The sequence below is a fragment of the Suilimivivens aceti genome (genome assembly GCF_025567405.1).
Taxonomy (GTDB): domain Bacteria; phylum Bacillota; class Clostridia; order Lachnospirales; family Lachnospiraceae; genus Suilimivivens; species Suilimivivens aceti.
This window is the reverse complement of record NZ_JAOQKJ010000004.1, coordinates 154,130-180,581: the sequence shown is the minus strand read 5'-3', so window position 1 is coordinate 180,581 and position 26,452 is coordinate 154,130. Positions and strand designations below refer to the sequence as shown.

The following is a 26,452-nucleotide window of genomic DNA, read 5'->3' as shown; positions in this document are numbered from 1 at the left end:
ATTGTGCTTTTTTTTGACATGATATATAATACAAAAAAAGTAATCAGAAGTACAAACATACACAAAAGGAGGACATATTACAATGTCATATGTTGATGAAGTATTTCAGATGGTAGTGGAAAAGAACCCTGCCCAGCCTGAGTTTCACCAGGCGGTAAAAGAGGTTTTGGAATCTCTTAGAGTTGTTATTGAAGCAAATGAGGAAGCATACAGAAAGGATGCTTTACTGGAGAGACTTGTAACTCCTGAAAGACAGATCCTTTTCAGAGTTCCCTGGGTTGATGACAAGGGACAGGTTCATGTAAACAATGCGTTCCGTGTACAGTTTAACAGTGCTATCGGACCTTACAAGGGCGGTTTAAGACTGCATCCCAGTGTAAACCTTGGTATTATCAAGTTCCTTGGCTTTGAGCAGATCTTTAAGAACTCTCTTACCGGACTTCCTATTGGCGGCGGCAAGGGCGGATCTGATTTTGATCCCAAGGGTAAATCTGACAGAGAGATCATGGCATTCTGCCAGAGCTTTATGACAGAGCTTTACAGACACATTGGAGCAGATACCGATGTTCCTGCCGGTGATATTGGAACCGGAGCAAGAGAGATCGGATATATGTATGGACAGTACAAGAGAATCAAAGGTCTTTATGAAGGTGTTCTTACCGGTAAGGGCTTAAGCTATGGTGGATCTCTTGCAAGAACAGAGGCAACAGGTTATGGTCTGTTATATTTCACAGAAGAGATGTTAAAGTCAAACGGCAAGGATATCGCAGGCAAGACCGTTGCTGTATCCGGAGCTGGTAATGTAGCAATCTACGCAATCCAGAAGGCAGAGCAGCTTGGTGCAAAGGTTGTTACCTGTTCTGATTCTACCGGATGGATCTATGATCCCGAAGGAATCGATGTAGCACTTCTGAAGGAAATCAAGGAAGTGAAGAGAGCAAGACTGACAGAGTACGCTGCAGCAAGAAAGAGCGCAGAGTATCATGATAAGAAGGCTGAAGGAACCAATCAGTGGAGTGTTAAGGTTGATATCGCACTTCCCTGTGCAACACAGAACGAGTTGTCTCTTGAGGATGCCAAGACACTGGTTGCTAACGGATGCTTCGCAGTAGCTGAAGGTGCTAACATGCCTACAACAATTGAAGCTACTGAATATCTCCAGAAGAATGGTGTTCTGTTTGCACCTGGTAAGGCTTCCAACGCCGGTGGTGTTGCTACTTCTGCACTTGAAATGAGCCAGAACTCCGAGAGACTTTCCTGGACATTCGAGGAAGTTGACAGCAAGCTGAAGGGAATCATGGTTAATATCTTCCACAATCTGGATGATGCAGCTAAGAAGTATGGCCTTGATGGCAACTATGTAGCTGGTGCAAACATAGCAGGCTTCCTGAAGGTTGCAGATGCTATGACCGCCCAGGGTATTGTATAGTAAGCATTAAGAAGTCCCGGAAACGTGATGTTTCCGGGCTTTTTTAATTGTCAGAATTGTTTATAAACCAGAGATAAAAGCAGTTAAAATGAGGTCGAAGTACACAGGTGGGTTACAAGTGGAACACACAATATTTTCGGAAAGAAACAATGCAAATCCGGATGCCTTGAATGACTGGAGAAGATGTGCTATACTGCCGATATGGAAAACCACAGAGCCGGGCGGCTTACCCTCTTTATCGGAGGGGCTACCCTCCAGACGAAAGAAAGGAGGGCGTTGCCAATGGTTACATATTCTGATATGATTCAGTTTTGTATATTCATTTGCGCCCTTGTCGGGTTGTGTTACACAATCTTCAAGTGGAAACGAAAATAGCCGCCAACTACCACGAATAGTTGACGGCTGTTATTAAGTAACAGTCAATTACTTTGAGGGTAGAGCCGCTTCTGTGGCTTTCCCTTTTCTTAGGTATAATATAGCATATCTGTTTTGAAAAATCAAGTAAAGCCATAGTGACGGCTTAGGAATGACGGTTTATACGGTTCTGTTCCAACTGATATTGAACCAGCGGAATGATGGTATCATGCAGTGGGACTATACGTAGAATTGAGATCTGAATGAATTCGATTTGACAATCCATGCAGAATAGTAGACAATAAGGATAAATAATTTAAATACCGTTTGGGAGATTAATCCATTATGTATCAACGTAAATCAAAATTGCAGACGCTGCTGATCTTATCTGCTGATTGTGTCTGTATTTTTGTCAGTCTGATTCTGGCTAACTATATCAGAAATAAGAGACTTTTTGAAAGTGATAATGCGAGGATGGACTTTGGGATGCTGCTTGGCTCCTGTCTTGTGGTCTATCTTGCCATGAACCTTCTTCGTAATACCAACCGGAATATGTTCCTGAGAGGACCGCTGCATGAACTGGCGGGGATTGTCAGGAATAACCTGATCATGTTTGGCGGGGCAGCGGTGATCCTGTACTTTTTCAACCTGCTGGATGCCTATTCCAGACTGGTTCTCTTTCTGTTCCCGGTGTTCAACTGTGTACTGATGTTTCTGGTTCATCAATTATGGAAAAAGATGATGCCCTCCCTGTATCAGTGGATCTTTGAACAGCGTAAGATCCTGCTTGTGGCAGATGAGGAGAATGCTGCGATGCTGGTGGAAACCATGAAGGGGATGAAGGATTTCAGCTATGATCTGACAGGAATTGTTCCTATCGCAGAGAGTACACCGCTGTGGACAGAGGGAGAAATCTCCGGTGTTCCAGTCGTGGCAGACTTTGAGCATCTGATCGAATACTGTCAGATGGCATCTCTGGATGAAGTGATCGTAGTTGTTGAGAATAAACGCAGGAAGGATATGCTTCCCATTCTGGAGACTATGGCAGAAATGGGAATTACCGTTCATTATGAGATTCCGGTGCCGGAGCTTGCAAGTGCCAGCCAAAAGGCGCTTTCCCAGTTTGGAAGCTTTTATGCAGTTACCTATGCAAACCGGGTGGCACCGATAGGACAGCTGATCCTGAAAAGGGTGATGGATCTGGCCGGTGCGCTGGTGGGTTGTGTGATCCTGCTTGTACTGACGGTCCTTGTGGCACCTCTGATCAAGCTGGAATCGCCGGGACCTGTCTTTTTTGCACAGAAAAGAGTAGGCAGGAACGGACGTGTATTTAAGATGTACAAGTTCCGATCCATGTATGCGGATGCAGAAGAGCGCAAAAAGGAACTGATGGCACAGAATGAAATGAACGGTCTGATGTTTAAGATGGAGAATGATCCAAGAATTACGAAGGTGGGAAAATTCCTTAGGAAGACAAGCCTGGACGAGTTTCCACAGTTTCTGAATATTCTGAAGGGGGATATGAGTCTTGTGGGAACAAGACCGCCGACATTGGATGAGTTCAAGCATTACAGCCCTTATCATAAGAAGAGACTGAGTTTCCGTCCCGGACTGACCGGTATGTGGCAGGTCAGTGGAAGGAGTGATATTACGGACTTTGAAGAGATTGTACGGCTGGATGTAGAGTATATTGATAACTGGTCCTTTATGCTGGACGTGAAGATATTACTTAAGACCGTACTGGCCGTATTTAAGGAGAGCGGAGCCAAATAAGCAGTATGAAAAAGGTAGCATATCAGAAGGAAAATATCAGAGTCACCATGAACATGGCGTGGCCCTCTATTATTGAATCGTTTTTTGTAGCATTTGCGGGATTGATTGATTCCCTGATGGTCAGTTCACTTGGATCCTATGCAGTTGCTGCAATCGGACTGACGACACAGCCAAAGTTTATGGGGCTGTCTTTATTTTTTGCAGTGAATGTGGCAATCTCGGCACTTGTTGCCAGAAGAAGAGGAGAACAGAAGCAGGAGGATGCCAACAGGATCCTGAGTACGGTGATTGTTTTTATCATAGCGGCGGCTGTCATACTGAGTATTCTGTTTGTGGTATTTGCAGGACCGATCATCAGCCTGTGTGGATCCAATGCGGAAACTCATGACAGTGCAGTTGCCTATTTCCGGATCGTTATGGGAGGCATGATCTTTAACTGTGTACAGATGGGCATCAATGCGGCGCAGAGAGGTGCCGGCAATACAAAGATCACCATGCGCACCAATGTGACTTCCAATACGGTGAACATTATTTTCAATTATCTGCTGATTGGCGGACACCTGGGATTCCCGGCGCTTGGAATTCAGGGTGCAGCACTTGCTACTGTTCTAGGAACGGTAGTTGCCTGCATTATGAGTATTCTTTCCATACGGAAAAAGGAAGGCTTTATCAGTCTGCCTTATATTATGGAAAAAAGGATCATGCCGTCCTGGCAGAGCTTTGTACATATTGTAAAGGTCGGCTACAGTGTATTTTTTGAACAGGTTCTGATGAGGGTTGGTTTTATGCTTACGGCAGTGATGGCAGCTGGGCAGGGAACGGCAGCTATGGCAGCACATCAGGTTGGCATGAATATCATGGGACTTTCTTTTTCCTTCGGAGATGGACTACAGGCAGCAGCAGTGGCACTGATCGGGAGAAGCCTTGGTGAAGGAGATGAAAGGCTGGCAAAGGAATATGGCAGTATCTGCAGGATGCTTGGAATGGTGATCTCTGTATGTCTGGTGGCCATTTATTTCTTTGGGGCAGAGCCACTGATGCGCCTGTTTTTTGAAGAAGAGGAGATCATTACGATCGGTGTCCATATCATGTATGTGATCATTTTTGTCGTCATTTTCCAGATTTCCCAGGTGGTTTATATGGGATGCCTGAGGGGAGCCGGAGATACACTTTACACAGCAGCTGCTTCGACGATCAGTGTGACTCTGATCAGAACGCTGGTATCTTATCTTGGAGGCTATGTGTTTGGCTTTGGTATTATCGGTATCTGGATGGGTGTCCTTGGAGACCAGGTATCCAGATTCCTGTTTGCCTCCACCAGATTCCGGGCAGGGAAATGGACAAAGATTAAGATCTGAGCCAAAAAGACCATATAAAAAATTTGAAAAAAAGGCGCAGATAGAGTAAAATAGATTTATCTAACAGGAGGGTAACATATGCTTGCAACGTTAATACCTTTATTTGATGAAAATATAGCCGTCAGGGCATATTCCTTATTTGCCCAGAAGAGAAATTCCTTTTTGGATCCCAGTTTTCTTGGAACAGCCAGCTATGATGGCATTGGTGTGATTGCTGGTCTTGATATCATTCAGGGAATGGGGATTGAGACACTGTCTGCAGATAAGGATGTTTTTGTAGAGGTCAATAATATTTCTCTTTTTGCAGATATTAACAGCCAGTGCAGTGTGGATCATGAAAGACTGATCCTGCTTTGTGACAATACTGTACTACCGGAGAAAATGTACATTGACAGACTGAAGGCACTGAAGGCTGATGGATATCAGCTTGCCATGAAGAAGCTGCCAGTAGCCAGGTTTGAAATATACAGGGAAGTGCTGAGCCTGATGGATTATATCTTCCTTGACCATAAGAAGATCGATATCAGTAAGGCCAAGATTTATTTCAGTAAGATATATCCGAATATCAAGCTATGTGCAGTCAATGTCAATACACAGGAAGAGTTTGATACCCTGCGTAAGGATGGAGGGTATACACTGTATGAAGGAGAGTTCTACCGCATTCCTGTTACCAGAGGTCAGGAAGAGGTTTCTCCTTTGAAGGTGAATTATATTGAACTGCTGAATATAGTCAATGATGATGATTTTGACCTGACGAAGGCAGCAGATATTATCGGACGTGATACGGCACTTGTCATTCTGCTTCTGAAGATGGTAAACAGAATGACAGTGAATTCGGGGATCACCTCGATCAGGCATGCAGCAGCCATGCTGGGTCAGAAGGAACTGAAGAAGTGGATCAACACAGCAGTGACAAGTGAGCTCTGCGCAGATAAGCCGAATGAAGTGACAAGGCTTTCTCTGCTGCGTGCTAAATTTGCGGAGAATCTGGCACCGGCTTTTGAGATGGCAGGACATTCTTCTGAACTGTTCCTGATGGGACTGTTCTCCGTTCTGGATCTGATTCTGGATAAGCCTATGGATGAGGCACTGGATATGGTCAAGGTATCGAAGAATATCAGAGAGGCTCTGATTGACGATAAGGGAGAACTGGCAGAGGTTCTTGACTTCATTGAACATTATGAAAGAGCATCCTGGCAGGAGGTTTCTAGACAGATGATCCTTCGCAACATTGATATGAATAGTGTATACAATGCGTATGTGGATTCTCTGAAGTGGTATCGTGATCTTTTTGCAAAATAAAAGAAGCTAACAGACAGGCATTGTAGAAATGCCTAAAAACAGCAACTGATTTTAAGGAAATATGCCGATAGAACAAGAATGCAGAATTTGATATAATATAGAAAACTCGGAAACCGAAATGAGTTTCCGGGTTTTCTTTTTACCAATAAGGAAACCATAAAATGAAATCTGGTTTCCAACAAAAAGGATCTAAACCAGAAGAGGATCAATGACAGGAAGGAAAGCGAATGGAAAAGATTACAGAGATACAGGAAAAGATACTGAATGCGGCCATAGCGGAGTTTGCAGAAAAAGGACTGAAATTCACCATGAATGACGTGGCAGGGCGTCTTACCATGAGCAAGAAAACACTGTATACCATTTATGAAAGCAAGGAAGCCATGCTGCTTGCCCTGGCAGATTACTGCTTTCGGGATATTAAACGCAGTGAGCAGGAGATTGTAAAGGATCCCTCCCTTTCCATCATAGAAAAGATCGAGAAGATAATGGTAGTGCTTCCTGAGAAATATCAGAATATCGGACTGAGCAATCTGTATCAGTTAAAGGAAAAATACCCTCATGTCTACCGGAGCGTGGAGCAGTATCTGGATACGGACTGGGATGCAACGATCTCACTGATCGAGCAGGGGATTGATAGAGGAGAGGTAAGACCGGTGTCCATACCGATCATCAAGAGTATGCTGGAAGGGACGATCAGCCATTTCTTTGCCAGCAATGTACTGATAGAAAGCGGGATCAGCTATGAAGAAGCACTGCAGGAAATGATACAGGTACTGATCCATGGCATGAAGGAGGAAAGGCAATGAACAGAAACAGGGAAAACAGGATCTACTGGAACAGAGGATGGTCTTTTTTTGAAGAATATACGCTGGCTTTGTGTGAAAAGGAAACAGCTGGGTTTCCGGAAGGGACAGAGGTAGAACTGCCACATACAGTTGCTGTCACACCGCTTCATTATTTTGACGAAAGCATCTACCAGAAGCACTGTGCGTACAGAAAATGCTTTGTACCGGAAAAGGACTGGGAAGGAAAACGGATCTTTCTGAATATCGAAGCGGCAGGCCACAGTGCCAGGGTTTATCTGAATGGCATTCTGCTGACGGAGCATTTCTGTGGCTACACAGCATTCCAGGCAGAGCTGACGGCAGGGATCCGTCAGGGAATGGAAAATGTCCTTCTGATCGAGGTGGATAGCAGGGAGAGCCAGGATCTGCCGCCCTTTGGAAGAGCTATTGATTATATGACCTTTGGCGGACTATATCGGGAAGTTTATCTGGATATCAGAGAAAAGTATTGTATCACAGATGTGTTTGCCAGAACAGAAAAGGTAATGGAAGAAAAGCCGGTACTTTCCAGTGAGATCACACTGGATACAGGGGAGGAGATCCGGCGGCTTTCTCAGGATAACTGGGAGGACTGGCAGGAAAAGCTGCAGATAGAAGGACTTATGATCAGACAGAGCCTTCTTTTTACAGAGCAGACAGAGGAAGGACCGACATCCGGTATTTACCTGCTTACGAAAAATGAGCTCGTACATGAGGTAGAAGGGGTGAAGCTGTGGTCTCCTGAAGATCCGTTCCTTTATCTTTTCAGGACAGAACTCTATCGGGAAGGAAAGCTGCTTGACACCTATGATGTCCGGATCGGCTTCCGGGAAGCTGAGTTTCGGAAGGATGGATTTTATCTGAACGGCAAGAAACTGAAGATCAGAGGATTAAACAGGCACCAGAGCTATCCCTATGTGGGATATGCAATGCCGGCTTCCATGCAGAGACAGGATGCGGATATTTTGAAACAGGAGCTTTCAGTGAATGCTGTCAGAACCTCCCACTATCCCCAGTCACAGCATTTCATTGACAGATGCGATAAGATCGGCCTTCTGGTATTTACAGAAATTCCGGGCTGGCAGTATGTGGGAGGAGAGAAATGGCAGGAGCAGGCTGTGAAGAACACAGAAGAAATGATATTGCAGTACCGGAATCATCCTTCTATTATCCTGTGGGGTGTGCGGATCAATGAATCGGAGGACAATGATCCTTTTTACCACAGGACCAATGAGACAGCACATCGCCTGGATCCTGGAAGGCAGACCAGTGGAGTAAGATATCTGCAGAAAAGCTCCCTGCTTGAGGATGTTTATGCTTTCAATGACTTTTCGCATGAAGGGAACAACAGAGGCTGCAGGAAAAAGAAGGCAGTAACACCGGATCCTGAAAAAGGATATCTGATCAGTGAATACAATGGACATATGTATCCGACCAAAACCTTTGACAGTGAGGGACACAGGACAGAGCATATGCTGCGTCATGCCAGAGTCATGGATGCCTATTATGGGGAAGAGGATATTGCCGGGGGCTTTGGCTGGTGCATGTTCGATTACAATACCCACAAGGACTTCGGCAGTGGTGACAGGATCTGTTACCACGGCGTCATGGATGCCTTCCGGAATCCCAAGCTTGCTGCAGCGCTTTATCAGAGCCAGGGGGAAGAAGAAACGGTACTTAAGATATCTTCTTCCATGGATATCGGCGAATATCCGGCCAGCCTGATCCGGAATGTGTATGCAGTGACCAATGCAGACAGTATCCGGGTATATAAAAATGAAGAGCTGGTGGGAACCTTTGAAACAGGGGATTCTCCTTTCAGAAACCTTCCACACGGTCCCATTCTTTTGGATGATTTCATAGGAGATCTGCTGGAAACGAAGGAAGGCTTTTCGAAGGAAAAGGCAGCAGATGTAAAAAAAGTGCTGCTTTCCATTGCGAAAAACGGACTAAACCATATTCCATTTGGAACGATCCTGATGGCACTCAAGTGTGTGCTGTTTCGGGGAATGAAGATGCAGGATGCGGTAGAACTTTATAATAAATATATTGGAAACTGGGGCGGTATCGCGACAGAATATCGTTTTGAAGCAGTGAAGGATGGTGTGGTCGTTTTCACAGTGCGGAAAGGACCGGCGAGACAGCCTCATCTCAAGACCAGAGTATCAGACAATCATCTGGTGATCGGAGATACCTATGATGTGGCAGAGATCAGGCTGATGGCAGAAAGTGAGTATGGAGATATGTTATGCTTCTGTCAGGAAGCACTGAAACTGCGCACAGAAGGCCCAATAGCACTGATCGGACCGGAGATGATCAGTTTAAATGGAGGTATGGGCGGTGTCTATGTCAGAACGACAGGCGAAGAGGGCAGAGCTGTGCTTATATTGAGCAGCGGGCTGTTCGGAGAAATGCGGATTGATTTTACGGTAGAGAAGGAGGTATTGCAATGAAGCTTTCAAAAAAGGAAACGATTTCTTATGGACTTGGTGCAGTAGGCAAGGATATGGTGTATATGCTGTCTGCCAGCTACGTGCTTTATTATTATCAGGATATCCTGGGGGTCAGTGCCTTTGCCATGGGGGTGATCCTGATGGCAGCCCGTATTTTTGATGCCTTTAACGATCCGGTCATGGGTGTGATCGTGGCAAAGACCAGAACCAGATGGGGACGGTTCAGACCCTGGCTGCTGATTGGTACCTGCCTGAATGCGGTAGTACTGTATCTGATGTTCGCAGCACCGCCCGCTCTTTCCGGAAACGGACTGATCGCCTATGCAGCTGTATTTTATATCCTCTGGGGTGTGACATATACCATGATGGATATTCCCTTCTGGTCTATGATCCCTGCCTTTACAGAGGGAGGAAAGGAAAGAGAGAACCTGACGACCATAGCACGTTCCTGTGCTGGTGTCGGCTCGGCACTGATTACAGTGGTTACTATGATCTGTGTGCCGCTGCTTGGAAGAATCGGACATTCTCATATGACAGAAAGAGAGATTGAACGGTACGGTTTCCAGTGGTTCGCCCTTGTGGTCGCGATCCTTTTTGTTGTACTTTTGGTTCTTACCTGTATCAATATCAAAGAAAAATCAACAGTGGATATGGAAGCTCCTTCTATTGGGAAGATGTTCCAGGCACTGATTAAAAATGACCAGGCAATGACGGTAGTGATCACGATTGTACTGATCAACTGTTCCCTGTATATTACCTCCAATCTGCTGATCTATTTCTTTAAATATGATATCGGTGGTGCAAACTGGAATGCAGGTTATGTGCTGTTTAATACCTTTGGTGGTGGTGTGCAGATCCTGTCCATGATGCTGTTTTATCCGCTGCTCCGGAAGTTGCTCAGTGCACTGCAGGTGTTTTATGTGAGCTTTGTGATGGCTGTAGGCGGCTATGCTGTATTGCTTATCCAGATGTTTATGGGAGTCAGAAATGTGTATCTTCTGCTGATTCCCGGGTTCTTTGTATTTATGGCCTTTGGTATGCTGACCGTGCTTACAACGGTATTTCTTGCCAATACAGTAGATTATGGGGAACTGAAAAACAGCAGAAGAGATGAAAGTGTGATCTTTTCCATGCAGACCTTTGTGGTAAAGCTGGCAAGTGGTGTGGCGGCTATGATCGCATCCATCTGCCTCAGCATCAGCCATATCAGTCAGGATACCTCGGCAGCAGAGGCAGCTGCAGCAGGTGCGTCTTCTGTGGCGGTTCTCAGGATGACAATGACAGTACTTCCGATTGCTGGTCTTTTGATAGCAGTTTTTATCTTTACCAGAAAATATATGCTGACTGATGAGAAGCTTAGAGAGATCACAGAAGAGCTGCAGAGAAGGAAAGGGGATATACGATGATCACAGAAAATAATGGAAGATTTTTGATTGAAACAGACCATACCAGCTATCTGTTTTATGTAGATCCGGCAGGATTTCTGACGCATCTCTATTATGGGGAAAAGCTGTTTCTGACGGAGGACGGGATAGATGCCATGATCCCGGTGATATCCAATCAGAACGGCTGCAGTATCATCGCTGACCAGAAGGAAAGCACGGTTTCTCTGGATGACTGGTGCCAGGAAGCTTCCTCCCGTGGAAGGGGAGATCTGGGACAACCCATGATCGAGCTTGTGTATGCGGATGGAAGCAGGAGCAGTGATTTCCGGTTTGAAAGCTTTCGGATAGAAAGGATAAAGGAACAGCCGGATGGTCTGCCTGGGGCATACAAAGAGGAGGAACAGGAGGGCAGCTCCCTGGTTATTGTTCTGCGGGATCAGAAAAGCCGGACAGTACTGGAGCTGGTTTACAGTGTCTTTGAAGAGTGCGACTGTATCACCCGCTTTGCCAGAGTGAGGAATGAAGGAGAAGAGCCGGTGCGTATTCTCCGGCTGATGAGTACACAGCTTGATGTGAGGACAGATGGACAGCAGAAGATCTTAAGCTTTTCCGGAGAATGGGCGAGAGAGATGGAGCCTGTGGAAACTATCCTGTCCGCATCAAGGTTTACGGTGGAATCCGGTGGCGGCACTTCTTCAAACAAAGCCAATCCTTTCATAATTTTTGGAGAAACAGAACTTTCCGAAACCTATGGACAGTGTTATGGATTTAACCTGCTTTATTCTGGAAACCACCAGGAAACACTGGAGATCGGCGGGCATGGAAGGGCACGTTTCCTTTCCGGGATCCATCCTGAATTTCTGGAAATCACCCTGCAGCCTTTAGAGAGCTTCTGCAGTCCTGAGGCGGTACAGACGTTTTCGGACGGCGGCTATCAGCAGATCAGTCTCCATATGCATGCCTTTGTCAGGGAGCATATTGTCAGGGGATACTGGAAAAAAAAGGAGCGTCCGATCCTCATTAATTCATGGGAAGCCATGTATTTTGATGTGAGGGAGAAAAAGGTACTGAAGCTGGCGAAAGAGGCGGCAAAAGCGGGAATTGAACTGTTTGTACTGGATGATGGATGGTTTGGAAAGAGAAATTCTGACAAAGAAGCGCTTGGCGACTGGAAAGACAATACCGAAAAGCTTCCAGGTGGGCTTGCCGGACTTTCCGAGAGGATTCATGCCATGGGCATGAAGTTTGGGATCTGGGTAGAGCCGGAGATGGTCAGTGAAAATTCAGAGCTGTACAGAGCACATCCGGACTATGCAGTGACAGTCCCCGGTACTGAACCGGCGAGGGGAAGAAATCAGCTTCTCCTTGATCTGACGAGGGAAGAGGTACAGGAATATCTGATCCGGGAAATGACAGGGGTATTCACGAGAAGCAGGGCTGATTATGTGAAATGGGACATGAACCGGAACTTTTCCGATTATTACAGTCAGGCATTGCCGGCAGAGGAGCAGGGCATCTTTGCCCATCGGTACGTGCTTGGACTTTACCGGGTGATCCGGGAGCTGACAGAGCGTTTTCCCAAGATCCTCTTTGAAGGCTGTGCTTCTGGCGGCAACCGGTTTGATCTTGGCATGCTTTGCTATATGCCACAGATCTGGGCCAGTGACTGTACGGATGCACTGCAGCGGGCCAGGATCCAGAATGGCTACAGCTACGGCTATCCCCAATCGGTACTGGGAGCTCATGTATCGGCAAGTCCAAATCATCAGACTCTTCGAAGAATCCCTCTGGAGAGCCGGTTTGCCATAGCGTGTGCAGGTGTTCTTGGATATGAGTGTAACTTAAGTGACCTGTCCGCAGGAGAACTTGCTGAAATCAGGGAAGAAGTAAAGCTTTATAAGGAATGGAGAGAGGTCCTGCAGTTTGGACAGTTCTACCGGCTTAAGGGGCATGCGGCAAAGGGAAGGTTTGATACGGAGGCTGTGAGATGGAATATCGTAAGCCCGGATGGAACAAGGGCAGTCGGGATCACGTTCCAGAATCAGGTGCTCCCCAATTATTCCCACAGATATCTGAAGACCAGGGGACTTTTGGAGGACAGAATATATCATGTTTATAACAGAAGCCTTAAATATGATATCCGGAGAATGGGGGATCTGATCAATACCGTATCACCCATTCCGGTGAAACAGGATTCCCTGCTTCATGGGGCGTTATCTCATCTGGTACAGCTTGATGGAGAAAAGGAAGACCATATCGTGACAGGAAGTATCCTGAACAAAGCGGGGATTCCTCTTGCCAGTGGATATCAGGGAACTGGCTTTGAAGGAAATACGGCCTTTTATCAGGATTATGATGCACGTATTTTCCTGATAGAGGAGGCAGCGCCTGCAGAAGGAACAGGGATCAGAGAGGCTGTTTCCCGATCCGGCGGTAAATAATAACAAAATAAATGATCTGTGCCAGTGCAGTGATGCTCCAGGAAAATGCATAGAGCAGATACAGGGACTGGATCGTATGAAAATAGGCGAATATGGTGTAGATCCATATGATACGGAATACACAGGAGCCAAGGATGACCATAACGGTAGGAACGATCGTTTTGCCAAGTCCTCTGGAAGCTGCAATGGTACAGTCCATGAATGCAGAAATGCTGTAGGAAAGCGCCATGACGGAAAGCCGGATGATTCCTGCATCTACAACCTCGCGGTCGTTGGTAAACAGGGACAGGAAAGGATAGCGGAAGAGATAAAGGGCACATCCCAGAACAAGACCGATCATAAAGGAATAGAACAGGGAGATGAAGTAACTTTTCAGAACCCTGTCCTTTTTCTGTGCTCCATAGTTCTGGGCAATGAAGCTGGCACAGGCGGTATAAATAGCAGCCATCAGATCATAGAGCAGGGGATCTGCATTCTGGGCAGCGGAATTGCCCTCCACCATGATATGGTCGAAGGAGTTGACGCCGGTCTGGACAAAAAGATTGGCAATTGCAAAGATCGTATTCTGAAAGGCAGAAGGTACACTGATGGACAGAATACGCCTCACCTTATCCCTAGTCATATGAAGGGCAGACAGGGTGATGCCAAAGCTGCTGTCCGTTTTCAGGAGCAGCCGCAGGATCAGCAGGGCAGAAATATACTGGGAGCTGATGCTGGCGATCGCAACACCAGCTACGTCCAGCTTACATACGATGACAAAAAACAGATTCAGGATCACATTGAGGATCCCGGCAAAGGTCAGATAATATAAGGGGCGTCTGGTATCGCCTGCAGCACTCAGCACCGCATTGCCAAAGTTGTACATGGACAGAGCCGGCATGCCAAGCAGATAGATCCTAAGGTACAGGACAGCACCGTTTATCAGTTCGTCCTTGGTATTGATGAGTCTGAGCACCTGAGGGGTAAACAGGATGCCGAAGATCATGAGGAGCATGCCGAGGATAAAGCTTAAGATGGCTGCAGTATGTACTGTTTCAGTCAGGTCTTTGTCACTCCTAGAGCCGATATAAAGAGCAGTCAGGGCATTGATACCGCCGGCAAAGCCGATCAGAAGCCCGGTAAAAAGAGTGACAAGGATACTGGTTGATCCTACAGAACCAAGCGCAAGTGATCCTGCAAATTTACCGACAACCGCAATGTCTGACATATTGAAAAGCACCTGAAGGATATTGGAAAACATCAGGGGAATGCTGAATATGGCGATCTTTTTAAAGAGAGAACCTTCACAAAGGTTCATTTCATACTTTTTCATAATACCTCACATCAGTTCTAAATTCGTTGAAAAAAGCCAAAAGCAATATTATCATATACTAATAGAGAAAAAAAGCAAGAAAAAAGTAAGAAAGGGTAAGGAAAATGGATTGCTTTTATTGTGAAAGAGCATTTCCGGCAGACTGTGCCTTGAGTGGCAATCTGGTCAGCAATGACGGTTTTCTGCATGTACGCAGGAGGATGGGCAGCAACGTGCTGATCTATGTACTGGAGGGGACGCTTTACATTGCAGGCAATGGTGTCAGGAGGGAGGTAAAGGAAGGACAGCTTCTTCTGCTTCCCGGAGGGGAGGAACATTACGGTTATCAGTCATCCGAAGGACGTCTTTCTTATTTCTGGATCCATTTTGATACAAACGAAAAGCTGCAGCGTATGGGAGAACGTCATCTGCCTGAAAAGCCGGGAGAGGACGCCTGTATCCTGCCGGAGTATGGAAATGCCTGCAACCGGGAGAGAGTAAGTCTTCTGTTCCGGCAGGTGACCCAGTATTCCAGAAGAGAGGATCTGTATTCCGGACGGATTTTAAACAGTGCGCTGGAGCTGCTTCTGATGGAGCTGACGCAGGAATTCCTGGAAGCGGCTTTTGGAAGAAAGGATGGGATATCTCCCTCCATGTACCGGGTCATGGAGTGGGTGCGCAATAACTGCAGCAGATCGCTTAACCGGGAGATGATAGCAGAAACCTTTCAGTACAATCCTGATTATCTTTCCATGCGTTTTAAGAAGGAGACAGGAATGGGACTTATGTCTTATTTGAACAGAGAACGGATCAGCAGGGCAAAGGCACTTCTTTCCTGCGGAAATATCAGCATCAAGGAAGCCGCTTATGAGAGCGGCTTCCAGGATGAGAAATACTTTATGAGAACCTTCAAAAGGCTGGAAGGGATCACACCCTCCCAGTATAAGAACACCTTTTACCAGCACTATATCAATTAACAGGATTTATTCTCCTTGGCAGTAAAGTAAACCGTATAGGCTTCGTCCATAACCTCATAGAGAGGTTTTAATTCAAAATTGATATCCTGGTTTCTGGTGCTGTAGTGATTCTGCTGCCAGGGATAGGTTTCATAGGTATGTTCATTCCTTGGAGCAAGGAAGCTTTCGGGATGCGCCATATCACCACGGATGCCGGTGTCTTTATCTGTCATGCCGGCAAGAACAATAGGACCGTCCAGGATAGCGCTAAGCTCAGGAATATCAGCAAGAGCCTCTGTATGCAGCAGATTCTTAAAGAAGATGGTGATCACTGCCTGATCCAGTCCTTCTTTGAAATACAGGAAGCCATCCTTGATCACAGGGGAAGCAACGTCTTCTTCATTGACCTGGACACGGAGGATGCCTTGGCACCAGGAAGGAACACGCAGAGCCAGGGTCAGTCCTTCCGTATTGACAGCATTGATCTCAAACTTCAGGAGCCATCTGGACATCTGTCCGTCATCCTTTTCATCGAAAAGTGCCTGTGCATTGTAGGATTTCATGGCTGTGGTCTGCCTGATCGTACCGGACGCGTTTCCGAGAGCAAAGTGGTATTCGGAAGGAATATACTGGTTGATGTAAAGAGTATCTGTAGCAGCATCTTCATAATAGATCAGCTCCGGATAGAGGCACTGTGCCTGCACCATGGTACCGTGACAGCACCAGAAGTCGTGGCGTCTGGTACCCCATTTCTTATGACCGCCTGCACGCAGGGGCAGGAAATAGGCAGGCATACCGGTTACGGCATTCTGCTGTGCAAGAAAGCCGTTGTACAGACACCTTTCAATATAATCACCATATTTGGATTCTCCAGTGAAACGGAAGAGGTAGCTGGCAGTACGGACCATATTATAAATCGTACAGAATTCCTGATCCCTGTCAGAGAGGAATTGTCCCTGCATAAAGGGCGGTACCCAGAACTCACCGGCATTGCCGCCACCGGTTGCATACATGCCTCTTTTTGTGACAGCACAGTCAAAGAACAGCTTCACAAGATTCAGCCATCTTTCATCGCCTGTAATCTCATAGAGCTTGGCAGCGCCGTGGGAAAGGGGAACACTGGCATTGGAGTGACAGTTGGTAAGGGCATCCTTACCTTCCTCCAGCTTGCGGAACAGGCTGGGTGCATAATAATGCTTTACCAGAGTCATGTACTTTTCATTCCTTGTAAGCTCATAGAGGGTAGCCCATACCTCCAGCATACCGCCTTCCTCTCCGGAGTAGACAGCATGGGGATTTCTTGACTGCATGGCATCAGCCCAGCGGATATACCAGTCAGCCAGCTTGTTGATGATAGTGAGAGCCTGCTCATTGCCGGCATAGCTGTAGGCGTGCATCAGACCGAGGATGGTTTTGTGCATGGTGTACTGGGGAGACCAGATATACTGATTCCTGGCAAGTCTTTCAAAATATTTTTCGGGGATGGAGCCGACCCATTCACCGCCGTTTTCTTCCTGACATTTTGCCAGCTCGGCTACAATGTGGTCCAGCTTTGCCTTTAAAAGGATATCGCCGTCGAAGGCAGCATAGTGAGCGGCAGCAGAGAGAAAATGACCAAGGAAATGACCTCGGAGCTGGCAGTTTGGTGCTTCCCAGCCCCAGTGGAGGTTGGCACTTTCCGGATGCTCGATCACCTGAAGACCGGGCAGGATAAAGCCTGCTTCCAGATAAAAGTTCTGGAGAAGACAGGTGGAATCAAGCTCCATTAAGTAAGAGCGGTTTACGTCCATACGTTCCCGGAACAGACCGGGGAGAATGGAAACGGTATTGTTTTTTACTGATTGCAGCATAAAGAACCTCCTGTTCCATATAAAAATTCGTCAGAATCTGATATGATTATAACAGATCAAAAAAAAAACAGGGGTAGACAAAAGGACAGATTTAGTGTCAAATTCAGACAGAGAATAAAAAGGAGAAGCCTAATATGAGATATCCGGAATTTCTTAAGGAAAATGGAACAATCGGCTTTGTAGCACCATCCTTTGGCTGCAGCACAGAGCCCTACAGAACTGCCTTTAACCATGCACTGGACAAGTGGAAAAAAGAGGGGTATGGAATTGACATAGGACCAAATTGCTATGAAAACAGCGGTGTTGGTATCAGCAATACACCTGAGAAGTGTGCAGAAGAGCTGACAGAGTGGTATTGCAGGAAGGAAAATGATATCCTGATCTCCTGCGGCGGTGGGGAACTGATGTGTGAAGTGCTTCCCTTTGTGGATTTTGAAAGAATCCGAAAGGCAGATCCCAAGTGGTATCTGGGATATTCAGACAATACCAATATGACCTATCTTCTGACAACGCTCTGCGACACGGCGGCTGTTTATGGACCCTGCGCAGCTTCCTTTGGCATGGAGCCGCCACATCCGTCCATAAAAGACACATTCGCCCTGCTCAGGGGGAAAAAGCTTTCATTTGAAAGCTATGAGCTGTATGAGAAGGAAAGCCTGAAATCAGAAGAAAACCCACTGGCACCCTACAACTGTACGGAACCGGTCAGATCACGGTTCTTTGTACCGGACAGTAAAGGAAAGCTTAAGGAGAGCAGTAAGGTAAAGCTGCAGGGAAGACTTCTTGGCGGTTGTCTTGACTGTCTTGCCAATTTATCCGGAACAGAATTTGACAGGACCAGGGAATTTTGTGAAGCCTACAGGGAGGATGGGATACTCTGGTTCCTGGAAGCCTGTGACCTTAACGTATTTTCCATAAGAAGGGCGCTGTTCCAGCTGAAGCATACAGGGTGGTTTGCCCATACGGCAGGCTTTGTTTTTGGCAGATCACTGAACGGAGGAACTATGATGGATCTGGATGAAGCAGGGGCGGTTCTTCCGGTTTTGGAAGAATACAGGGTTCCTGTGATACTGGATGCTGACTTTGGTCATTTACCGCCGGCAATCCCCTTAATCTGTGGAAGTATGGCAGAGATCGGGGGAATAAGTGGAAAAATAACGATATCCATGAGCCTTTGCTGAAAATCCATGCGATAAATGACAGTTGAAGAGAGGTTTTCTGTTCCTTATAATGGATTCGTAAAAGGATTTGTTATAATATGGAGGAATTAGGATGGAACAGCTAAATTTTGCTTCTGTTAAGGATACCGATAAGGTATATCGTATCCTGGGTGATCTGATCAATGCAAACCGGGAATTCCAGATCATGATCACAGTACCAAGAGACGGAAAAAATGTTATAACGGAGGAGCAGCCGCAGGAAAAGGAGCCAGGGATGATACATCAGAGAAATCTGGAGAAGGATGTTACGGACATGATCCATGAGATCGGTGTACCGGCGCATATTAAAGGATATCAGTATTTAAGGGAGGCAATCATCATGTCGGTGGAGGATGCAGACATGGTAGGCTCCATTACCAAAGTACTGTATCCGACGATTGCCGCCAGATACCAGACTACTGCAAGCAGAGTGGAGAGGGCGATCAGACATGCAATAGAGGTAGCCTGGAACCGTGGAAAAATGGAAACACTGGATTCTCTGTTTGGTTATACGATCAACAATGGTAAGGGAAAACCCACGAACTCAGAGTTTATTGCCCTGATTGCAGATACCATACGTCTGCTCTACAAGGACTGATCCCAAAAGCTTTTTCAGGGGCTTTTTCCAAATTATCTCTTTTATTCAACCGTAGAATGCGGTATACTGGATTTTAAGAATAATGTTGGAGGGCTTGTGATGAAAAAAATACTTTTTGTCGCATCAGAGGGTGTACCATTTATTAAAACAGGGGGACTGGCAGATGTAGTGGGCTCTCTCCCCAAGTGTATTGATAAGGAATATTTTGATGTCAGGGTGATTCTTCCCAAATATACCTGTATGAAGCAGGAGATGAAGGATAAGCTCAGCTATGTTACGCATTTCTATATGGACTTCCATTGGAAAAATGAATACGTTGGAGTGCTGTATGCAGAGGTAGATGGCGTCAAATATTATTTTATTGACAATGAGATGTTTTTTAATGGCTTTAAGCCATACAGTGATAATGCATTATTTGAAATAGAGAAATTTGCTTTTTTTTCCAAGGCAGCGCTTTCTATTCTTCCGGTGATCGATTTCAGGCCGGATGTGATCCACTGCCATGACTGGCAGACAGGACTGATTCCCGTATATCTGAAGGAGCGTTTCCAGGGGAGTGATTTCTACAGAGGGATCAAATCGGTTATGACCATACATAACCTGAAATTCCAGGGGAAATGGGGGATCAGGGAAGTACAGGATATTACCGGACTACCGGATTATTACTTTACCGCTGATAAACTTGAGGCCTATAAGGATGCCAATCTGTTAAAGGGAGGGATCGTATTCGCAGATGCGATCACAACCGTAAGCGCCACATATGCAGAAGAGATCAAGACAGCCTTTTATGGTGAGGGACTGGATGGTCTCCTCAGAGCCAGAAGCAAAGATCTGCGTGGTATTGTGAACGGTATCGATACAGATGTATTCAATCCGGAAACAGATAAAAATATTGAGTTTAATTATAATGCCATGAATTTCCGCAAAGAGAAGATCAGGAATAAGCGTGCCCTTCAGGCAGAGCTTGGTCTTGAACAGGATGACAAGAAGTTTATGATCGGTATTGTTTCAAGACTGACAGATCAGAAGGGTTTTGATCTGATCTCCTATGTGATGGATGAGCTTTGTCAGAGTAATGTCCAGATCGTTGTGCTTGGAACAGGAGAAGAACGGTATGAGAATATGTTCCGTCACTTCGACTGGAAATACAACAATAAGGTATCTGCCAATATTTATTATTCAGATGCCCTTTCACACAAGATCTATGCAGCCAGTGATGCGTTCCTGATGCCGTCTTTATTTGAGCCGTGTGGACTCAGCCAGCTTATGAGCCTGCGCTATGGAACTGTCCCTATCGTGAGAGAGACAGGAGGACTTAAGGATACGGTTGAGCCTTACAATGAATATGAAAGCACAGGAACCGGTTTTTCCTTTACCAATTACAATGCACATGAGATGCTTGGAACAATTTATTATGCAGAGAAGATTTATTATGAAAAGAAGCGTGAGTGGAACAAGATCGTAGACCGTGCCATGGCAGCAGATTTCTCCTGGAATGTATCAGCAAAGAAATATCAGGAGATGTATGACTGGCTGATCGGATAAAGCAGAAAACCTGTAAAACAGATGATCACAGCATAAGACTTGGAGAACAGGTTATGCCAAATAAAAAACAGAGTCAGGGATTGATTATGCAGGCGGGTATCCTTGCCGCTGCAGGAATTATCGTTCGTATCATCGGGCTGTTGTACAACAGCCCGATGACAGCGATCCTTGGAGATGAAGGAATCGGGTACTATAATACGGCTTACTATGCGTATACCATTGTCCTTCTGATCTCATCCTATAGTATTCCTTCGGCAATATCCAAGGTGATCGCCCAGAAGCTTGCAGTAAAAGAATATCGGAATGCACACCGCATTTTTCAGTGTGCATTTATTTATGTGCTGGTAGTCGGTAGTGTTGCCAGCTTATTTGTATTTTTCGGAGCAGGTCTGCTTGTGCAGATCGAGGCAGCGATACCGGCACTGCGGGTACTGGCGCCTACCATATTCCTGAGTGGTATTCTTGGTGTGCTCCGTGGGTATTTCCAGGCACATAAAAGTATGGTTCAGACCTCTGTATCACAGATCGTGGAACAGATCCTGAATGCAGTTTTCAGTATCCTTATGGCATATCTTCTCCTGCAGGCAACGGGAGGGACACAAAGTGAAAATGGTCTTGCCTATGGAGCAGCAGGCGGTGCGATCGGTACAGGCATAGGTGTGCTTGCAGCTCTTTTATTTATGGTATGGCTTTACCTTGTGAACAGACCGTTTCTCAAAAGAAGGATACTTCATGATACCGGGCATAAAGAGGAATCCTATCAGGAAATTTTCAAAATGATCATTATGGTGGTGACACCTTTTATTCTGAGTACCTTTATTTATAATGCCAATACCTTTATCAATCAGACGCTTTATCAGAAGCTGATGATGGATCTGCATGGTCTGACAGATGCCGGGGTTGCGGCTCATACAGGTATCGTTGGTAAGGCAGTAAAGGTTTCTAACATCCCCATAGCACTGTCCTCAGCCATGGCATCTGCACTGATTCCCGGTATTTCCGGAGAATATGCGAAAAAGAATCTGAAAGAGACAAGAAATCAGGTTGCCAGGGCAGTCAAGGCAACCATGCTGATCTCGATTCCGGCAGCAGTAGGAATGGGCGTACTGGCAAAGCCGGTCATGCTGGTTCTGTATCCCCAGAAAGCCTCGATCGATCTGTCCTCGTCTCTGCTTATGGTACTGTCAGTCAGTGTGATCTTCTATGCGGTCTCCACACTTTCCAATGCGGTGCTGCAGTCGATCGGAAGACTGAACAGTCCGGTGATCAATGCGGCCATTGCACTGGTGCTTCAGACAGCAGGGCTTGCAGCCATGATCATTTTTCTGGATGAGAGCTATGGACCGTATTATTATGTGGTAACGATCATCCTGTACGCTTTTCTGATGTGTGTCCTGAATGGAGCGGCATTAAGGAAGCATCTGCGTTATAAGCAGGAGATAGGGAGGACATTTGTAAGGCCGGTTCTTGCCTCTGCTGTGATGGGAGCAGCAGCATTTTTTATATATCAGGGGATATACCTGCTCCTGCACAGCAATCTGGTTTCCCTGTTTGTGGCAGTTGTACTGGCAGCAGCGATTTACTTTGTTATGATCCTGTTATTAGGTGCAGTGACAGAGGATGAGATGAAAATGCTGCCAAAAGGTTACCTGCTTGTGAAGATTGCCAGAAAAACGAGACTGCTGAGAAGCTGAAAGACAGAGAGAAGAGAAAAACAGAGGGCAGACATTTGGGTCTGCCCTCGTTTGTATTAGTCTGCCTTACGGATACCGGAAATGTCCGTATCGATCATCATGGAATAGTTGGTATAGTACACTACGAAGCCGGGCTTGCTGCCACCGGGCTTTTTTACGTTCTTCTTCTGCAGATAGTCCACTTCCAGCTTCTGCTGCTCACGACCGCTGGAGTAGTAGGCCGCCAGCCTGGCAGCTTCTTCAAAGGCAGCATCAGATGGCGTTTTGTTTCCACACTTCAGGACAACATGTGAGCCAGGTATGCCTTTTGCATGGAACCACCAGTCATTGCCGGCTGCCAGGGAAAAGGTGATCTCATCATTCTGATAATTATTTTTCCCCACGTAAATATCATCCCCGTCACAGCTGATATAGTGGAAGGGTACGCTTTTGAAAGAAATTTTTTTCTGCTTTCCCTTCCGGCGGATATAGCCGCTTTCAATCAGTTCTTCTTTGATCTGTACAAGATCCTCTTCCTGCAGGGCAATCGAAAGAGAGGTCTGCACAGACTGAAGATGGGTGATCTCATCCTGTACCTCTTTTGTGAGGGCAGTAAGCGCTTCAAAGGTACGCTTCAGTTTATTATACTTCTCGAAATATTTCTTGGCATTTTCAGAGGTGGAAAGCTGAGGCTCCAGGGGGATCGTGATCATTTCCCCGGTATAATAATTCAGAGCTTCCATGGAGGAGGCACCGGGCTCAACACCATAGCCATAGGTATTTAAAAGCTCCCCATAGATTCTGTATTTCTCACGCTTCTCTGTATCCTTAAGCTGTCTGACCTGCAGATCATATTTCTTGACATTGCGCTCCAGGGCAGTCTGGACGATCCGTCTGAGGTCAGAGGATTTCTGGCGGATCCGGGAGATCTGGTTTTTCTGGGCATAATACAGCTCCAGCACCTCTGAAATGGAAGAAAAGTGTCTGCAGTTTTCTTCCGGCCAGGAGGAAAGGGTGATTGCGGAAAATTCTACGGGTTTTCCAGTTTCATAAATGATAACAGGGGAAAAACACCCCTGTTTTACACTGTCCATGACTGCGGAAAAAGAACGGTACAGACCAGAGATCAGATCAGCTCCGTCTGGGCTTTCTGCAAAAACAGCCGAAGAGCAGTCCGCATCCAGATGGGCTGCGTGGCAGATTTCCTGTGAGATCACAGGGGAAAGACCGGTATAGGAGGTATAAAGAGCCTTATAAATGGGCTGCGCTTTTCCAGTGATCAGGGCTTTAAAGGAAGCTTCATCTGTAAGGAGGGGATTCTGCTTCTGGTCAGCACCCGGGATAAAATAGTCTCTTCCGGGCAGTACCTCACGGACAGAGCTGACCATACCGGAGATATGCTTGATGCTGTCTATGATCTTATTTTCATCACTCAGGAAAATAATGTTGCTGTGCTTGCCCATGATTTCAATGGCAAGTGTCTTTTTGCAAAGATCGCCCATTTCGTCCAGATGCTCAATGTGGAGCTGGATGATGCGTTCAAGACCGGGCTGTGTAATATCTGTGATCCGGCCATTCTGCAGATGCTTACGAAGCAGCATGCAGAAGCCAGGGGCTGTCATGGGAGCCTGTTTATTACTGCCTGTCAGATAAACGAGAGGAAGGGAAGCTTCTGCTGAAAGGAACAGCCGTTTCTGGCCTCCGTCAGCAGTTTTTATCGTAAGAAGCAGCTCATCCTTTTCCGGCTGGGCAATCTTATAGATCCTTCCGGACAGGAGATTGTCCTTTAATTCTTTTACTACGGCTGCTACCGTAATTCCATCAAATGCCATATTGTAATCTCACTTTCTTTCCGGCAGCCTCTGGCTGCCTTTCCTTAGTATAGCGCACTTGACGTTTTTCTGTCTATATCCTATAATACTATGGAATACGCAGAAATTATTTTCGGGTAGGATACAAAGGAGAAAAGCATGATTAAGAGCATGACAGGCTTCGGCAGATGTGAGATCGCAGAAGCTGACCGTAAGATTACGGTAGAAATGAAATCAGTCAATCACAGATATCTGGATGTCACCATCAAAATGCCTAAGAAGCTGAACTTCTTTGAAGCAGCGATCCGGACAGAGCTGAAGAATTTCATGCAGAGAGGCAAGGTAGATCTTTTTATCACCTATGAAGATTTTACAGAGTCAAATGTCTGTGTGAAGTACAATAAGGAACTGGCTGCGGAATATATGCAGTATTTTGACAGAATGGCTGAGGATTTTTCTCTGGATAATGATATCCGGGTATCCACACTGGCAAGATTCCCCGAGATCCTGACGATGGAAGAGCAGACTGTGGATGAAGAGCAGCTCTGGAAGCTTCTGGATAAAGCACTGAAGGGTGCCGCAGAGAACTTTGTGGAAACAAGGATCAGGGAAGGGGAAAACCTCCGGAATGATCTGATAGCAAAGCTGGAAGGAATGCTTGCGCATGTGGATTTCATCACAGAGCGTTCTCCGGAGATCATCGAAGAGTACAAGGAGAAGCTTACGAAGAAGGTAGAGGAGCTTCTTTCTGATAAGCAGGTGGATGAAAGCAGACTTCTTATGGAAGTGACGATTTTTGCTGACAAGGTATGTGTAGATGAAGAACTGGTGCGGCTCCGCAGCCACATCACAGCTACAAGGGATGCACTGCTTGCAGGTGGAAGCATCGGAAGAAAGCTGGATTTCATCGCACAGGAAATGAACCGTGAGGCGAATACGATCCTGTCAAAGTCAAGTGATCTTGAGATCTCAAACCGTGCGATTGAACTGAAAACAGAGATCGAGAAGGTAAGAGAGCAGATCCAGAATATTGAATAGAAGGTTTTGATGTGAACAAATTAATCCATATCGGCTTTGGAAATATTGTAAATGCCGGAAAGATCATTGCGATAGTCAGTCCTGATTCGGCACCTGTCAAGCGTATGGTACAGAAGGCCAGGGAAGAGGGCAATGCCATCGATGCGACACAGGGAAGAAGGACAAAGGCAGTCCTGGTGATGGAAAACAGCCAGCTTGTACTTTCGGCACTGCTTCCGGAAACCATTGCCCAGAGGGCACAGATGGAGAGTAAAGATGAAAACGAAACAGCATAAAGGAATTCTGATCGTTGTTTCCGGATTTTCCGGGGCAGGCAAGGGAACATTGATGAAGCGGCTTGTCAGTGATTATGACAATTATGCCTTATCTGTTTCCATGACAACGAGACAGCCAAGAACAGGTGAAGTAGATGGAAGGGAGTATTTCTTTTCCACGAAAGAGGAATTTGAAAAGAAAATAGAAGAAGAGGGACTTGTGGAATATGCCTGCTACTGTGGCAACTACTACGGAACCCCGAGAGAGTATGTGGAGAAGAAGCTGGAAGAGGGGAAGGATGTGATCCTGGAGATCGAGATCCAGGGAGCCCTCAAGATCAAACAGAAGTTTCCCACAGCCCTGCTGCTGTTTGTGATGCCGCCGAGTGCAGCGGAGCTGAAGCGCCGGCTTGTAGGACGCGGTACAGAAACAGAGGATGTTATCGAAAAGAGGCTTAAGAGAGCCACAGAAGAGGCAGAGGGAATCGAGAATTACGATTATATCGTGATCAATGATAACCTGGAAGAATGTGTGAGGGAAATGCACGGCCTGATCATGGCGGCACATGAAACACCGGCACGAAATCAGGAATTTATCAATAAAGTAAGAAAGGAGCTGGAAGCTTTCACAGAATAGGCTTTCAGGGAAGGAGAAAATTATGTTACATCCGTCTTATTCAGATTTAATGAAGGTAGTAAACAGTGAGGTTGAGCCTGGAGAGGCTCCCGTAGTTAACAGCCGCTATTCCATCGTTATGGCAACATCCAAGCGTGCCAGACAGATCATTGGAGGAGATGAGCCGCTTGTGAATGCAAAGGACAGCAAGCCTTTATCCATTGCGGTAGAGGAGCTGAATCAGGGCAAGATCAAGATTCTTGCAGATGAAGACTAAAGAATCAATGGCGGCCGGCAAAAGG

The 26,452-nt window shown here is 46.2% G+C and carries 19 protein-coding genes and 1 pseudogene; 17 read left to right on the top strand and 3 right to left on the bottom strand.

The features are described from left to right. Positions 1-82 precede the first annotated feature (82 nt). The 8 genes from gdhA (at position 83) to OCV77_RS06035 (ending at position 13,319) form a co-directional block, all read left to right on the top strand. The gene (gene gdhA / locus OCV77_RS06070; RefSeq protein WP_118797775.1) at positions 83-1,429 is read left to right on the top strand and encodes an NADP-specific glutamate dehydrogenase; all 1,347 of its coding nucleotides are present in this window, start codon (positions 83-85) and stop codon (positions 1,427-1,429) included. A gap of 699 nt (positions 1,430-2,128) precedes the next feature. Beyond that, positions 2,129-3,556, top strand: coding sequence for a sugar transferase (locus OCV77_RS06065; RefSeq protein ID WP_118797787.1), 1,428 nt, complete (start codon positions 2,129-2,131; stop codon positions 3,554-3,556). Between the two features lie 5 nt (positions 3,557-3,561). Beyond that, positions 3,562-4,914, top strand: a complete 1,353-nt coding sequence (locus tag OCV77_RS06060) for an MATE family efflux transporter (protein WP_118797788.1) — start codon at positions 3,562-3,564, stop codon at positions 4,912-4,914. 78 nt (positions 4,915-4,992) lie between these two features. Next, positions 4,993-6,216 (top strand): EAL and HDOD domain-containing protein, encoded by a 1,224-nt coding sequence (locus OCV77_RS06055; protein WP_262574057.1) that lies wholly within the window; start codon positions 4,993-4,995, stop codon positions 6,214-6,216. 227 nt (positions 6,217-6,443) lie between these two features. Then, positions 6,444-7,022, top strand: a complete 579-nt coding sequence (locus OCV77_RS06050) for a TetR/AcrR family transcriptional regulator (protein WP_118797790.1) — start codon at positions 6,444-6,446, stop codon at positions 7,020-7,022. Next, positions 7,019-9,493, top strand: coding sequence for a glycoside hydrolase family 2 protein (locus tag OCV77_RS06045; protein WP_262574056.1), 2,475 nt, complete (start codon positions 7,019-7,021; stop codon positions 9,491-9,493). Before OCV77_RS06050 ends, OCV77_RS06045 begins: the two co-directional genes overlap by 4 nt. Beyond that, complete coding sequence (locus OCV77_RS06040) at positions 9,490-10,899, top strand: glycoside-pentoside-hexuronide (GPH):cation symporter (RefSeq protein WP_262574055.1); 1,410 nt, start codon at positions 9,490-9,492, stop codon at positions 10,897-10,899. Before OCV77_RS06045 ends, OCV77_RS06040 begins: the two co-directional genes overlap by 4 nt. Next, positions 10,896-13,319, top strand: coding sequence for an alpha-galactosidase (locus OCV77_RS06035; RefSeq protein WP_262574053.1), 2,424 nt, complete (start codon positions 10,896-10,898; stop codon positions 13,317-13,319). The genes OCV77_RS06040 and OCV77_RS06035 overlap by 4 nt, the downstream gene beginning before the upstream one ends. Here the strand turns inward: OCV77_RS06035 and OCV77_RS06030 are convergent. Further along, positions 13,285-14,631, bottom strand: a complete 1,347-nt coding sequence (locus OCV77_RS06030) for an MATE family efflux transporter (RefSeq protein ID WP_262574051.1) — start codon at positions 14,629-14,631, stop codon at positions 13,285-13,287. The two genes, OCV77_RS06035 and OCV77_RS06030, sit on opposite strands and share 35 nt — an antisense overlap. A gap of 104 nt (positions 14,632-14,735) precedes the next feature. On the opposite strand from OCV77_RS06030, the gene OCV77_RS06025 reads away from it, so the two are divergent. After that, positions 14,736-15,587 carry a helix-turn-helix transcriptional regulator gene (locus tag OCV77_RS06025; protein ID WP_262574049.1) on the top strand — a complete coding sequence of 284 codons (852 nt, stop codon included), beginning with the start codon at positions 14,736-14,738 and terminating at the stop codon, positions 15,585-15,587. Here OCV77_RS06025 and OCV77_RS06020 read toward each other — a convergent pair. Further along, the gene (locus OCV77_RS06020) at positions 15,584-17,416 is read right to left on the bottom strand and encodes a glycoside hydrolase family 127 protein (RefSeq protein WP_262574048.1); all 1,833 of its coding nucleotides are present in this window, start codon (positions 17,414-17,416) and stop codon (positions 15,584-15,586) included. The genes OCV77_RS06025 and OCV77_RS06020 overlap by 4 nt on opposite strands. Before the next feature lie 134 nt (positions 17,417-17,550). Between OCV77_RS06020 and OCV77_RS06015 the strand changes: the two genes are divergently transcribed. From OCV77_RS06015 to OCV77_RS06000, 4 genes and pseudogenes are all read left to right on the top strand, one after another. After that, the gene (locus OCV77_RS06015) at positions 17,551-18,597 is read left to right on the top strand and encodes a S66 family peptidase (RefSeq protein ID WP_262574046.1); all 1,047 of its coding nucleotides are present in this window, start codon (positions 17,551-17,553) and stop codon (positions 18,595-18,597) included. A 259-nt stretch (positions 18,598-18,856) separates the two neighbouring features. After that, positions 18,857-19,213, top strand: a pseudogene (locus OCV77_RS06010) (sporulation initiation factor Spo0A C-terminal domain-containing protein); the annotation flags it as partial. Between the two features lie 99 nt (positions 19,214-19,312). After that, positions 19,313-20,758, top strand: a complete 1,446-nt coding sequence (gene glgA, locus OCV77_RS06005) for a glycogen synthase GlgA (RefSeq protein ID WP_118797797.1) — start codon at positions 19,313-19,315, stop codon at positions 20,756-20,758. Positions 20,759-20,811: 53 nt separating this feature from the next. Next, a complete protein-coding gene (locus OCV77_RS06000) occupies positions 20,812-22,452 on the top strand; it encodes a putative polysaccharide biosynthesis protein (RefSeq protein WP_262574044.1) in 1,641 nt (546 codons plus the stop codon). A gap of 56 nt (positions 22,453-22,508) precedes the next feature. Here OCV77_RS06000 and OCV77_RS05995 read toward each other — a convergent pair whose 3' ends face one another. Further along, on the bottom strand, positions 22,509-24,263 hold the full coding sequence (locus OCV77_RS05995) for an Rqc2 family fibronectin-binding protein (RefSeq protein ID WP_262574043.1): 1,755 nt from the start codon (positions 24,261-24,263) through the stop codon (positions 22,509-22,511). Positions 24,264-24,401: 138 nt separating this feature from the next. Here OCV77_RS05995 and OCV77_RS05990 point away from each other — a divergent pair, with 138 nt between their 5' ends. The 4 genes from OCV77_RS05990 to rpoZ are packed head-to-tail and all read left to right on the top strand — an operon-like array spanning position 24,402 to position 26,427. Next, the gene (locus OCV77_RS05990) at positions 24,402-25,280 is read left to right on the top strand and encodes a YicC/YloC family endoribonuclease (protein WP_262574041.1); all 879 of its coding nucleotides are present in this window, start codon (positions 24,402-24,404) and stop codon (positions 25,278-25,280) included. Between the two features lie 11 nt (positions 25,281-25,291). Further along, positions 25,292-25,555, top strand: coding sequence for a DUF370 domain-containing protein (locus tag OCV77_RS05985; protein WP_118797801.1), 264 nt, complete (start codon positions 25,292-25,294; stop codon positions 25,553-25,555). After that, positions 25,536-26,171 (top strand): guanylate kinase, encoded by a 636-nt coding sequence (gene gmk, locus OCV77_RS05980; protein WP_262574040.1) that lies wholly within the window; start codon positions 25,536-25,538, stop codon positions 26,169-26,171. Before OCV77_RS05985 ends, gmk begins: the two co-directional genes overlap by 20 nt. A gap of 22 nt (positions 26,172-26,193) precedes the next feature. Continuing rightward, entirely contained in the window at positions 26,194-26,427 is a 234-nt protein-coding gene (gene rpoZ / locus OCV77_RS05975) for a DNA-directed RNA polymerase subunit omega (RefSeq protein ID WP_118797803.1), read from the top strand. Positions 26,428-26,452 lie beyond the last annotated feature (25 nt).